General features: G+C 70.1%; 12 protein-coding genes. 7 read left to right on the forward strand and 5 right to left on the reverse strand.

The genetic code is table 11. From position 1 onward, the window contains the following. Nucleotides 1–227: 227 nt before the first annotated feature. The 4 genes from QRX60_RS11015 to QRX60_RS11030 all read left to right on the forward strand — a co-directional run bounded on the left by QRX60_RS11015 (nucleotide 228) and on the right by QRX60_RS11030 (nucleotide 3,203). Nucleotides 228–779, forward strand: coding sequence for a hypothetical protein (locus tag QRX60_RS11015; RefSeq protein WP_286000670.1), 552 nt, complete (start codon nucleotides 228–230; stop codon nucleotides 777–779). A gap of 70 nt (nucleotides 780–849) precedes the next feature. Then, nucleotides 850–1,608, forward strand: coding sequence for a YcnI family copper-binding membrane protein (locus tag QRX60_RS11020; RefSeq protein ID WP_286000671.1), 759 nt, complete (start codon nucleotides 850–852; stop codon nucleotides 1,606–1,608). Beyond that, nucleotides 1,609–2,172 (forward strand): copper resistance CopC family protein, encoded by a 564-nt coding sequence (locus QRX60_RS11025; protein WP_286000672.1) that lies wholly within the window; start codon nucleotides 1,609–1,611, stop codon nucleotides 2,170–2,172. Between the two features lie 2 nt (nucleotides 2,173–2,174). Next, the gene (locus QRX60_RS11030) at nucleotides 2,175–3,203 is read left to right on the forward strand and encodes a copper resistance D family protein (RefSeq protein ID WP_286000673.1); all 1,029 of its coding nucleotides are present in this window, start codon (nucleotides 2,175–2,177) and stop codon (nucleotides 3,201–3,203) included. Between the two features lie 211 nt (nucleotides 3,204–3,414). Here QRX60_RS11030 and QRX60_RS11035 read toward each other — a convergent pair whose 3' ends face one another. Both QRX60_RS11035 and QRX60_RS11040 read right to left on the reverse strand, forming a co-directional pair. Next, nucleotides 3,415–4,302 carry an aminoglycoside phosphotransferase family protein gene (locus tag QRX60_RS11035; protein ID WP_286000674.1) on the reverse strand — a complete coding sequence of 296 codons (888 nt, stop codon included), beginning with the start codon at nucleotides 4,300–4,302 and terminating at the stop codon, nucleotides 3,415–3,417. Nucleotides 4,303–4,324: 22 nt separating this feature from the next. Beyond that, complete coding sequence (locus QRX60_RS11040) at nucleotides 4,325–5,710, reverse strand: helix-turn-helix transcriptional regulator (protein WP_286000675.1); 1,386 nt, start codon at nucleotides 5,708–5,710, stop codon at nucleotides 4,325–4,327. A 322-nt stretch (nucleotides 5,711–6,032) separates the two neighbouring features. On the opposite strand from QRX60_RS11040, the gene QRX60_RS11045 reads away from it, so the two are divergent. Beyond that, a complete protein-coding gene (locus QRX60_RS11045; protein WP_286000676.1) occupies nucleotides 6,033–6,368 on the forward strand; it encodes a hypothetical protein in 336 nt (111 codons plus the stop codon). 13 nt (nucleotides 6,369–6,381) lie between these two features. Next, complete coding sequence (locus QRX60_RS11050; RefSeq protein WP_286000677.1) at nucleotides 6,382–6,804, forward strand: hypothetical protein; 423 nt, start codon at nucleotides 6,382–6,384, stop codon at nucleotides 6,802–6,804. Between the two features lie 401 nt (nucleotides 6,805–7,205). On the opposite strand, the gene QRX60_RS11055 is transcribed toward QRX60_RS11050, so the two are convergent. Both QRX60_RS11055 and QRX60_RS11060 read right to left on the reverse strand, forming a co-directional pair. Further along, nucleotides 7,206–8,474 (reverse strand): MFS transporter, encoded by a 1,269-nt coding sequence (locus tag QRX60_RS11055; RefSeq protein WP_286000678.1) that lies wholly within the window; start codon nucleotides 8,472–8,474, stop codon nucleotides 7,206–7,208. Next, nucleotides 8,464–9,789, reverse strand: coding sequence for a GH1 family beta-glucosidase (locus QRX60_RS11060; protein ID WP_286000679.1), 1,326 nt, complete (start codon nucleotides 9,787–9,789; stop codon nucleotides 8,464–8,466). The genes QRX60_RS11055 and QRX60_RS11060 overlap by 11 nt, the downstream gene beginning before the upstream one ends. A gap of 128 nt (nucleotides 9,790–9,917) precedes the next feature. Here QRX60_RS11060 and QRX60_RS11065 point away from each other — a divergent pair, with 128 nt between their 5' ends. Next, nucleotides 9,918–10,565: a TetR/AcrR family transcriptional regulator gene (locus QRX60_RS11065; protein ID WP_286000680.1), complete on the forward strand. Its 648-nt coding sequence runs from the start codon at nucleotides 9,918–9,920 to the stop codon at nucleotides 10,563–10,565. A 740-nt stretch (nucleotides 10,566–11,305) separates the two neighbouring features. Here the strand turns inward: QRX60_RS11065 and QRX60_RS11070 are convergent. Continuing rightward, nucleotides 11,306–12,490, reverse strand: coding sequence for an amino acid deaminase/aldolase (locus QRX60_RS11070; RefSeq protein ID WP_286000681.1), 1,185 nt, complete (start codon nucleotides 12,488–12,490; stop codon nucleotides 11,306–11,308). Nucleotides 12,491–12,507 lie beyond the last annotated feature (17 nt).

Raw genomic sequence — 12,507 nt, forward strand, 5'->3', positions numbered from 1 at the left:
CAGGCCTTCACCCGAACGGGCTAGTTCCTGACCGACGGCTCAGTACCCAGCGCGATGCCGGGTCAAACCCCCGTTTCGGCCCACCGGTTCCGCCCACCTTGGCCTTTCCGGCCGTGATCGGCAACAAATGGCCTGAACCACGGCGTGGCACGGCCCGTGAACTCGGTGTGTGCTCACTTCACGGGATCACACGCTCACCCGGGAGCAAGTCCCTTAGGCTGCTCCTCATGAGCGTTCCGGCACGGCGTCCCGCCGTGCTCGGCGCTACCCGTGGCGTGTCGCTCGCCGTGTGCGCGGCGGCGCTCTCCGTGACCGCGCACCGGCTCGCCGACGGCGGCCTGCCCGACCCGGCGATGACCGTGCTGCTCGCCGGCCTCTTCGGCTGGACCGCGACCGCGCTGGCCGGCAAGGCGCGCGGGGCGGTCGCCACCACCACGCTGCTCGGCGCCGCCCAGCTCGTGATGCACCTGCTGCTCACCACGCTCGCCGGCCGCCACGTCCACGACATGAACGCCATGCCCGCCGGCACCGGGTTCGGCATGGTCGCCGCGCACGCGTTCGCGACCCTGGCCACCGCACTCCTGCTCGCCCGCGCGGACGCGACGCTGCTGACGGTGCTCGCCGTGCTGCGCGCGATCCTGCCGCGGCTGCTCACCCCGCTGCCCGTCCCGGTCGCGGCCCCCGCGCTCGTCCCGGCCCGCACCACGTCGCCGGGGCACCTCGTCGGTGTCGACCTGCGCCGGATCCGCGGGCGGCGCGGCCCACCGGGTCACTCCTGAACCCAGCTCGTCCCCGAACAGCGGCCCCCCGAGTCCGCTGCCCTTTCTTGAGTTCATCAGGAGTGAACCCATGTCCCAGCACGTCTTCAAGCGCGCCGGATTCCTCGCCGCCACCGTCGGCGCCGCCGGTCTCCTCGGTGCGGGCGTCGCCTCCGCGCACGTCACCGCCAACGTCTACGGCCCGCAGCCGACGAAGGGCGGTTACGCCGCAATCGTCTTCCGCGTGCCGAGCGAAGAGCCGACCGCGACGACCACCAAGGTCTCCGTCGACTTCAAGGCCGACTACGGCATCGGCTCCGTGCGGACCAAGCCGGTCCCCGGATGGACCGCCGAGGTGACGAAGTCGAAGCTGCCGACCCCGGTCACGAAGGACAACGGCGCGCAGATCACCGAAGCCGTGACCGCCGTGACCTGGACCGCGCAGGCGGGCAGCGAGCTCAAGGCCACCGACTACCAGGAGTTCTCGGTCAGCTTCGGCCCGCTGCCGAACGTGGACCAGGTGGAGTTCCCGGCCCACCAGACCTACAGCGACGGCAAGGTCGTGGACTGGAACCAGCCGACGCCGGCGGGCGGCGAGGAGCCGGAGCACCCGGCACCGGTCGTCAAGCTGGCCGCCAAGGCCGCGGAAGGCGACGAGCACGCCGGGATGGCCGCGGGAACGGCGTCGACCACCGGCGAGCACACTGAAGCCGCCGCGTCGACGTCCGACAGCACAGCTCGCTGGCTCGGCGGGGCCGGCCTGCTCGTCGGCGCCATCGGCCTCGGCGTCGGAGCCGGGGCGACCATCCGGGCCCGCAAGGCCACGGCCAAGTCGGGAGGCAACAGCTAAATGCGGAAGGCGCTCGTCGCGCTGGCGTTGACGGTGGTGGCCGTGCTCGGCACGGCCACCCCGGCGCTGGCGCACAACGTGCTGGTCTCCTCGGACCCGGCGAACGGCTCGTCCGTCGCCGCCGGCCCGCAGAAGATCAGCCTGACGTTCGACCAGTACGTGCAGGGCGCGGACGTCAACCAGATCGCGGTGACCGGACCCGGCGGCGGCCAGTGGGCCGAGGGACCGATCAGCGTGGTGAACAACGTCATCAGCGCGCCCCTGCGGCCGCTCGGCCCGGCCGGCAAGTACACCGTCGGCTACCGCGTCCTGTCCGCGGACGGCCACCCGGTGACCGGTGAGCTCACCTTCACCCTCACGACCGCGGGCACCGGCACGCCGGCGACCGTCGACGCGGCGAAGTCCCCGGGCGGCTCGTCGTCGCAGGCGACCTCGCCGGGGTCGACCGGGGTGCCGATCTGGGTCTGGATCGCCGGCGCGGTCGTGCTGCTGGCGATCGGGCTGACCGTGGCCCTGCGTTCCGGCGGCCGCGCCGGTCAAGAGAACACAGCGGAGAAGCAGTAGCGATGACCCAGACCGAGACCACCGCGAAACCCCGCTATTCGACGCTGCTGTGCGTCGTGACGGCGGGCCTGCTCGGCGCCTTGATCGGCGTCGCGCTGATGGCCACCACCCCGGTCCCCGGCGTGGTGCAGCCCAGCGCGGTGGTCTCGGCCGGCATCCCGGTCGTGCGGGTCCTGCTCGACCTCGCCGCGGTCACGACGATCGGCCTGGCCCTGCTTTCGGTCCTCGTCGGCTACGACCGGCCGAAGCTGACCGAGCCGATCCTGCGGCTGGCCCGGCCGGCCGGCGTCGCGGCCGCGCTCGTCTGGGCCACGGCCGCGGTCGTCGCCCTGATCCTGCAGACCGCGGAGTACAAGCCCGGCTCGGCGACGCTCTCGGCGGGGGACATCGGCGGCTACATCGCCGCCGTCGGCGCCGGGAAGGCGCTCGTGATCGTCGCCGTGCTCGCGCTCGTCCACGCCGGGATCGGCGCGCTGGCGCTGCGCTTCGGCGAGAAGGTGCCCGCCGAGGTCCGCGTCGGGCTCGGCCTGTTCGCGCTGCTGCCGCTGCCGGTCACCGGGCACGCGGCGAACTGGAACTACCACGACTACACGATGATCTCGATGGAGCTGCACGTCATGAGCGCCGTCGCCTGGACCGGCGGCCTCGGCGCGATGGCCGTGCTGCTCGTCGCGAACCGGACGCTGCTCGCGCACGCGCTGCCCCGGTTCTCCAAGCTCGCGACGCTCTGCCTGGTCCTTTCCGCGGCGACCGGGCTGTTCAACGGCCTCGTCGAGATCTCCCTCAACCCGACCATCGGGTTCTGGGCGGCGATCTTCACGACGCCGTACGGGCAGCTCTTCGTCCTGAAGTTCCTGTGCACCGGCGTCATCGCACTGCTCGGCGCGTACACCCGCTGGCGGCTGATGCCGCAGGTCGTCCGGCACAACCGGACGGCCCTCGCCGCGTGGGCGACGCTCGAGCTGACCGTCATGGGGTTGGCGTTCGGCTTCGCCGTGGTGCTGACGCGGGCGCCGGTCGTCGCCTCCTGAAAGCCCTTCCACGCAGGTAGGGCCGGTTTCAGGTCACGGCGAGTAGCTGCAATTTGCGCATTGGGATGACAGGTGATCCATTGGGGGTGACCGGTCGGACTGAACTTTCTACCCAGAGCTGACTGCATTTCTGAAGCGACGAACGGTCATTTGCAGTCGTCGAATGCACGTGCAGATTGTGGCGCCGGTCACATGAAGTGACAGATGTGGGTCAACGGTAACGCGTCCACCGCGTGTCCGTCCTGGCGTTGCGGAGATCGTCCAGGCGGCGGTAGAGCTCCGGCCGCACCTGCGGCCGGCTGCGCAGGATCGGCAGCACGCTCGTCGTCAGCTTCAGCTCGCGGATCGCCCGGAGCACGGCGAACCCGGGCCACGACGTGACGTCGAAGCCGTAGGTCGCGGCGAACGTCCGGTAGCGCACCGCCGGGTCGCCGAACCGCTCGCGACCGACCGCCAGCGGCGTCAGGTCCCACTCCGGCGGGCCGACGCACGACGAGTCGAAGTCGCAGAGCACCGGTCCGTCGGGGCCGGGGATGACGTTGCCGGGGTACGCGTCACCGTGGACCAGGCCCCTGGGCAGCGGAAACTCCAGCTCGGCCAGCGCGGCCTCGAGCTCGGCGCAGCGGTCGAGCAGGAACGCGCGGTCGTCGGCGGCGAGCTCTTCGGCGTCGGACACCCGGGCCCGCACCGCGGCGAACGGGGCCCACTCGGCGAGCCCCTCGGGCGCGGGCAGCGCGTGCACCTGGCGCAGCAGCCGGGCCAGGTCGGCGGACGTCGCCGGGCGGCCGATGCTCGGCACCTGGTGCCACACGGTCACCAGGTGCGCGCCGACCCGCATCGGCTGCTCCACGGCGTCGAGCAGCCGGATCGCGGGGACGCCGTGGCGCTCGAAGTGCCGGGCCACGCGGACCACGGTCTCGACGCGGTGCCGGAGCTGGGTGGAGCCGACGATCCGGATCACGAAAGGCGCGGTGACCAGGGCGTACACCGCGTTGTTGGTGAATCGCAGCAACCGCGCGCCCGCCGGGTCCAAACCCAGCTGCGCACACGTCTCCGCCAGGACCCCACGCAGCTTGCCGGAGGTGAACCGGCCGTCCAAGACGGTTCCGGCGCCTTCGGCGTTATGCGGCGTAGAAAGCGTTGAGGCGGTCGGCGAGATCACGCGCGTCGGCGTTGTTGCGGCGGCGCTCGGCCTCGTCCTGCAGGGGCCGCATGCGGTCCTTGACCCGCTCGGACTTGATGCCCTCGGCGCAGTCGATGGCCTTGCCGCCGACCTTGGCGCCGTGGTCGAGGTCGCCGTCAAGCAGGTGGTTGGTGGCCAGCGCGCTCAGCATGAACGTCTTGGAGCGGGCCATCTCGTCGTCGTAGGACTCGACGGCCCTGGTCAGCGCCGGGATCGCGTACTTCGTGTGCTCGGTGTTCTGCTGCGCGAGCACCGTGTGGACGGTGCCGACCATGGCGTAGACGTCGGTCTCGGTGAAGAACTTCACCCACGACTCGGCTTCGGCCAGGTTGGCGCGCTCGAACTCGTCCTTGCTCCGGCCGAGCAGCTTCACCGCCTGCTCCTCGTTGCCCATCATCGCGTAGGCCCAGGCCTCGTTCGCGCAGAGCACGGAGACCGCCAGCTCGGAGCCGGATTCCTGGGCGGCGATCTGGCCGAGCTGGAACAGCTTCAGCGCGTCGTTCGGGGCGTCCTGGTGCAGGTAGACGCGGCCCATCCGGTAGAGCACGTTGGCGACGAGCGGGTGGTTTTCGCCCTGCTTGGCCAGGTCAAGCGCGTTCGCGAAGTGGCCGCGGGCGGAGTCCATCAGGCCGGTGTCGAAAGACGTCCAGCCGGCCAGCGAGTGGAGGTCGGCGAGGGCCACGTACAGCCGGTTCTTGACGATGTCGGTGCCGTGCGCCTCGAGCATCTGCTGTCCCCAGGACAGCTGCGCGACGACCGCGTCACGGCAGAACCCGCCGCCGTACTGGTAGTCCAGGGCGCGAAGGGCGCGCGTCGCGGCCTCCACCTGGCGCACGTCGGTCATGCCGATGCGCCCGGGCGCCGGTGTCCTGGCCGGCCCTGCCGACCACGAGCCGGATTCCGGACCGAACACCGCCGCACCCATCGTGACCTGGGCGGCGTGCGCGAGGAACCTCCGTCGCTTCACGGACTCGTCCTCCTCAGCCTGCTGGCCGTCGGCGGAGCCGACGACGCGTATCGCCGTGGCCTCGTCGTAGGCGAGGCCCATGTATCCACGCGGGACACCCAGGCCGTCGGCGATCCGCGTGAGGACGTCGTAGGCCATGACCTGGCGACCCTTGAGGATCTCCGACACCTCGGACTGGGACTGGCCGGTCATCGCGGCGATCTGGCGCTGCGAGACACCGTGCTTGCGCAGGAGCCGGTAGACGGCGCTGATCTCGCGGGACGCGAGAGCCGCTCTCATCTCCGGCTGCTCCCACGCGTCAGCGGGAACTGCGTGACTCTGCCGGGCTTCGGCACTGCCACCGTTACTGGCGTCCATCGCGCCCCCTCCACTGTCCGGTCGGGCGTCTGTGAAACAGCGTAGGCAAACCTGCGAAACCGTGTGAACAGCCGAACTGGTGCCCTGATCGGTCCGGGCGAAGTCCGTTGACCGCTTACCGTGGAACCCGGTCCGGTCACCGCTATGACGCCATTTCGACCTTCTATCGCACCCGGTTTCACCTCACTGTAGTTGTCAGATCTCCGTCACCGCCCGGACACCGGCAGCGATCACGGAGAGCTACGAAAACCGCAGGGATGTTGCAGAAGGCATCTTCGAAGCCCGACGGATTCGAAGACGGCACGACAGAGCGGAGAAGGGCGTGGAGTTCGTGGACTCGTTCGCAGGGGGACATGCCGGTACGGCGACCCGCGCCGTGCGGCCGGTGGTCTCTCCCATCTCCGCCGTCCGCCCGGTCACCCCCGCCGCCGCGGTGGACCCCCGCACCGCGAGCGTCCGCCACTACGAAGGCGGACAGCTGGTGTGGCGCGTGCAGTGCGGCGACCTCATCAGCCGCGAGCGCGCGGTGACGGTGTTCGTCGAGGACAACCAGGTGGTACTGGTCTCGCCCCCCGGCGAGACCGCGCGGTTGACGTCCGGCCAGCTCGGCCAGCTGCGCGCCGCGCTCAACGAAGCCGCCAAAATGGCGGAAAGGTAACGGTGAGCTGATCATGGATCAGGTACTCGGGCAGGTCCTCCGCAACGCGGTCTGGGAGCGCCTCGACATGCTGACCGACCTGGCGAACCGCGCCGACGCCCAGTCGCTCGTCTCGGTCGCGCGCTCCGAACTGCCCCGTTTGACGGAGGCCTGGCGCGCGATGCTGAAGATGCACGAGCCCGACGAGCGCGGTGACTGCCCGACCTGCTCGACCCGGTGGCACCGATGCAAGGCGCCGTGCTCGGTCTGGCAGGTCGCCCACGAACACCTGGTGGCCGGCGGACTGGCTCCGCAGCAGTCCTCGGCGGACAGCCGCCTGCAGGGCCGCCGCAAGAGCCCGGTCCCGGCACAGGGCCGTCCGGCTCCGGCGCCCACCGCGGCCGAGACCACCGGGCGCCACGCGCTGGTGAACCCGCGCCGAGCGGTCACGGCCTGAAAGATCCGGGCCACCCCACGTGAAATCCGCGTGAAGAAGCCGCACTTTCATAGCGAAAGTGACGCTTCGGCAGAGCCCTCCTGATCCGGCGAGCGCGGCCGACCGATCGCCCCATCGGACCCGCGCCGGCTCTCGCCCCGGCCGAGGACCGTTTCGCCCGCACCCCCGAGCAGCGCGAACCGGCCCTCGGCCGCCCCACCCGGTCCCCACCGCGATTAATCGAAGAAATTATGTGTTAGGCCTAGCCCAGGCGGTAATCCCCCGCTAGATTGATCATCGAAGAGGCCTGGACCACTGGTTCGCCTCGACATGACCCGCCTGTGAGCGGCCCCTGAATTCCGCGGGCCGGTGCCGTTGCACTCCCCTCCCCCGACCGGCACCGGCCCGCGGTTCCAAATCTGTCAGCGAACCGCTTTCACGCGGAGCACCAGCACCGCGGCCAGCAGGGTCGCGACGGCCGAAGCCGCGAACAGTCCCGAGTAGCCGCCCAGGTAGGCGAGCACCAGCGGGGTCAGCAGCGGGGCGACCACCTGCGGCAGCGAGTTCGCGATGTTGATGACGCCCAGGTCCTTCGCCCGGTCCTGCGCCGTCGGGAGCACCTGCGTCAGCATCGCCAGCGCGACGGCCATGTACGCGCCGAAGCCGACGCCCAGCAGCGGGGACGCCGCGAGCGCGACCGGCCAGCTCTGCCAGATCACCAGCAGCAAAGCGGCCAATGCCATCACACCGGACGCCGCAAGGACGTATGGCTTACGCCGTCCGGACTTGTCCGAGAAGTGGCCGGCGAGCACGGCACCGATGACGAGCGCGACGCCGTAGAGCCCCATCATGATGAGCAGGCCCGTGTCCGGGTCGGCGTAGTGCACCGCGTCCTTCAGGAAGAACAACAGGTAGAGCGTCCCGAACGCGTTGCCGAGGTTGATCATGAAGTGGCACGACCACGCCCACGCGAAGTCCGGGTGCCGCCGCGGCGAGACCCACAGGTTGCGCAGGACCTCACCGGCCTGGGACGACGGCCGGAACTCGACCGGCAGCCGCGCGTCCGGCGTCCGGAGCACGAAGAACGCGGCCCCCACGACGACGATCGCCGCGCAGACCCCATAGGCCAGCGGAATCCCGGCGATCCCGAGCATCACGACGACCACGACCGCGCCCAGCACCGTGCCGAGCATCTGCGCGATGCCGACCAGCCCGCCGACCTGCGCGCGCTGCCTGACCGGGACCCGGTCGGCGATGGCGGACATGAGCGTGGCGAGCATGCCGTTGAGCCCGGCTTGCACGAGGCACCAGCCCACGATCAGCACCGCGACGTTCGGCGCGAAGGCCAGCACCAGCAGCCCGACGGCCGCGACGGCGGCGCCGATGACCGTCCACGGGTGACGGCGGCCGAAGCGCGAGCACGTCCGGTCGGACAGCAGCCCGACGGCCGGGTTGACGACCAGCGCCACGATCGCGCCGACGCCCATCACCAGGCCGAGCACGAACTCCTTGTTCGCCTGGTCGAGCAGTTCGGCCTGCTGCGGCAGCAGCACCTGGATCGGCGCGTAGATCCCCAGCCAGAGCGCGATGTTCGCGAAGAACAGCAGGCTCATCCAGCCGGGCCGCACCCGCACCACGGGTTCGGCGAGGGCTTCCGGCAGGCCGGTCGTCTCGGTCGTCTCACTGCTCATCCCGCACCAGCTTCCGGTACCAGTGGAACGAGTCCTTCGGCGTGCGCCGCAGGGTTTCGTAGTCGACGTGCACCAGGCCGAAGCGTGGCGCGTAGCCCTTGGACCACTCGAAATTGTCCATCAGGGACCAGCAGAAGTAACCCCGGACGTCGACGCCGGCGTCCATCGCCTCGCGCACCGCGACGAGGTGGCTGTGCAGGAAGTCGATGCGCTCGGGGTCGTGCACGCCGCCGTCCTCGGCGACGACGTCGGCGAAGCTGCAGCCGTTCTCGGTGATCTGGATGGGCGGCAGCTTGTCGCGGTAGCGGCGGTGGAAGTCGAGCAGCAGCTCGCGCAGGGCGTGCGGGACGATCGGCGAGTCGTTGGTCGTCATCGGATAACCCTCGATCGGGCGAAGATCGAAGGGCAGCGGGTTGCCCGGGCTGGGCTTCGCGACCCCCTGCGGCTCGTAGTAGTTGACGCCGTAGAAGTCGAGCGGCTGCGCGATGACCGGCAGGTCGTCGGCGAACCCCGTGGGAAGGTGCTCGTGGAGCTGCTCCGGGTAGCTGCCGAGCAGCACGGGGTCGGCGTAGAGCCGGTTGAGCAGCGCGTCGAGCCACTCGGCGGCTTTTTCGTCTTCGGCAGAGTCGTCGGACGGCCAGATCGGCGAGTGGTTGTTGGCCGTGCCGATGTTCGTCGCCCCGGCCGCGCGGAGGGCCTGCACGGCGAGGCCGTGGGCGAGGTTCTGGTGGTGCGCGGTCGGGATGGCGTCGAGCAGGAGCGTCTTGCCGGGCGCGTACTCGCCGATCGCGTAGCCGAAGATGGACATCACCATCGGCTCGTTGAGCGGAATCCACAGCTTCACCCGGTCGGCGAAGCGATCTCCGAGGATTTGAGCGTATTCCGCGAAGCGCTCAGCGGTAGCCCGGGAGAGCCAGCCGCCCTCGTCTTCGATCGCCTGCGGGGTGTCCCAGTGGTAGAGCGTGACGGCGGGGGCGATGCCGGCTTCGCAGACGGCGTCGATGAGCTTGTCGTAGAAGCCGAGTCCCTCGGGGTTGGGCGCGCCCTTGCCCTCGGGCTGGATGCGGGGCCAGGCGATGGACATCCGGTAGGCGCCGACGCCGAGCTCCGCCATCAGGGCGATGTCTTCGGGGTAGCGGTGGTAGTGGTCGGCGGCTACGTTTGCTTGTTCACCGCGGGCGATCTTGCCCTCGGTCGCGGTGAACGTGTCCCAGATGGACGGTCCGCGCCCACCTTCGCTGGTGGCGCCCTCGATCTGGAACGCCGAGGTCGAAACACCCCAAAGGAAGCCGGGCGGGAAGATCGGGTTCTGCACCGGTGCTGACCCTTCGTCTGGCCACCCGTTCGGGTGAACATGAAAAGTTCTCATATACTAGGTCTTCACTCGTCCGTGGGGAAGCCCGTCGGCACGATAAAGTCCCAGATCAGACGAGGAGGAGCGCCGTGTCCGACATCCAGGCCGCGAAGGTGCCGGCAGAAGCCACCCCCTTGCGCCGTCAGCCGGTCCAGCAGCGAAGCGCGAAGCGGGTCGAGCAGATGCTCGACGCCAGCGCGGCGCTGATCGACGAACTCGGCTACGACGCACTCACGACGACCCTGATCGCCAAACGAGCGGGCGTGGCGGTCGGTTCGCTGTACCAGTTCTTCCCGGACAAGCGCGCGGTCGTGCAGGCGCTCACCGCCCGCAACCTGGAGAGGTTCGTCGGCGCGGTGAACGAGCGGCTGAAGCAGCTCGGGCCGGAGCACTGGTGGGACGTCGTGGACTCGATCCTCGACATCTACCTGGAGATGCACCGGACGGTGCCGGGGTTTTCGAAGGTCCACTTCGGCGACATCATCGACCGCCAGCTCCTCGACGAGACCCGCGACAACAACGCGGTGATCGTGGATTCGCTGACGGACCTGGTGGCCACGCAGGTGGATCAGCCGGTGGAAGACCTGCGGTTCGCGATCGGGATCGCCAACGAGGTGGCCGACGCGCTGCTGAAGCTGGCGTTCCGGCAGGAGCCCAGAGGGGACGAGAAGATCGTCGCCGAGGCCAAGTACGTGGTGAAGGGCTACCTGGCGGCTCGGTTCGGGGAGCAGTCCTAGCTGTCCACAGAAGTTGTCCACAGGTATGCACAGCTGTGGACAACCTGGCGGTTCGGGACGGGGCTGTCGGGGAGCGCCGATAGACTGGACAGGGGACGCCCCCCAGGGATGGGCGGGGGCCTGCTGTCTGGGCAGTGGCCCTGGCTGGTGAACCGATCGCCGATGACGCGCGGCTCGGCGTGGACCGACCTGATTCGGCCCAGCGCAAGCGATCGGCACGGCTGGTCCCGCCCGGACCAGGCGAGCGCTAGCCACCGACACGGCCTGGGCCCGTGAAGGCAAGCGCCCCGAAAGCACCCGAAACGGCCTAGTCCTGCGAAGGCAAAGCGCCCGGTCCGACCCGGCGACGTCTTGAATGACTCATTCCTGTCGTCGGACGAGGTGAATGGGTCATTCACGACACCCCGGCCCCTCGAACGGCACCCCACCACGACCAGACCGTCAAGTCGACCGCGGACCCGGCCTTGCCGGGCCCCTGCCAGGATGCGCAGGGACAGCGGCGGTTTCGAAAGGTGGGTCTCCATGGCCGATCTCCGAAGCCGTACCAGGGACCAGCCTGGGGAGATCCGGCCGGGTGACATCTACGAGGACTGTTCTTTCCACCCGTCCTGTGCACCTACATCGATGACGACGACGAGATCGGTGGCATCTCGCTGATCGATGCCAGCTCTCCGAGGGCCTGCTCGCTCAGTGGCCACGCGCTCGCCGCAAGGCGGAGTTCGACGCCGAGAACCGGTGAGTCAGCCGAAGTTCTGGTGCTCGCCTCGGTACGTCGGGACCGTGCGCTCCACCCGGTCGCCCAGCACCAGGTGGTAGTGCGTGAAGCGCTCGGCCAGCTCGCCCGCCTTGGCGTGCCTCAGCCAGACCCGGTCGCCCAGGTCGAGGCTTCGGGCCGCTCGGCCCGTCACCGGGGTCTGGACCTCGCCCGCTCCCTCGAAGCCGAGGAACTTCAGGCCCGTCGGGAGGTACGGCGTCGGCTGGCGCGAAGGGCCCGTGGGCCCCGAAGCGATGTAGCCGCCGGAGTACAGCGTGGCGATCTTGCGCGTCGGGCGGCGGACCACCGGCAGGGCGAACAGCGCCGCCGGGCGGGGCTTGAAGCGCGTGTAGCCGTCGAAGAGCGTGGGCCCGATCAAGCCCGAGCCCGCCGCGATCTCCGTGACCACCGCGTCCGCGCCCGTGGACTCGATGCTTCCCGTGCCGCCGCCGTTCACGAACTCCAGGGACGTCACCGCCTGGACCGCGCGGACCGCTTCGCCGCGGCGGCGGTTCAGCTCCGCCGCCGAACGGCGCTGCATCCAGCCGATCACGGCCTGGTTCAGGCGGCGGCCGGCCGCGTCGCCGAGGCCGGCGATCTGGCCCTCGTACGCCATCACGCCCACCAGGCGGAAGCCCGGCCGCGCCACGACCTGCTGGGCGAACGCCGACGCCTGCTTCGGCGTGAAGATCGGGGAACGCCGGGTGCCGACGTGGACTCCCGGCAGCGGGCGCCACGACGCGTCCAACTCCAGGCACACCCGGATCTCCGGGTGGCCGTGGCCGAGGGCCGCGTCCACCAGGTCCAGGTGCTCGGGCGAATCCACCATGATCGTGATCGCCGCGCGAGCCTGCTCGGACGCGGCCAGGCGCCGAAGCGCCTCGTGGTCGGCCGTCGGGTAGGCGACGACGATGTCGTCCGTCGTGCCCTGCTCGACGTGCCAAACCGCTTCCGCCAGCGAGTAGCACATCAGGCCCTCGAAGCCCGGCATCGCGAGCACGCGCTCCAGCAACGCCCGGCAGCGGACCGACTTGCTGACGACGCGGATCGGCTTGCCCGCCGCACGGCGGTGGAGGTCGTCGGCGTTCGCGTCGAAGGCCGCCAAGTCGACCACGGCCAAGGGTGGATCGAGGTCCTTGGTCGCCAAGTCGTACACCGTCGCACTGGTCACGAGGTCTAAAGTACGAC

Source organism: Amycolatopsis mongoliensis (assembly GCF_030285665.1).
GTDB lineage: Bacteria > Actinomycetota > Actinomycetes > Mycobacteriales > Pseudonocardiaceae > Amycolatopsis > Amycolatopsis mongoliensis.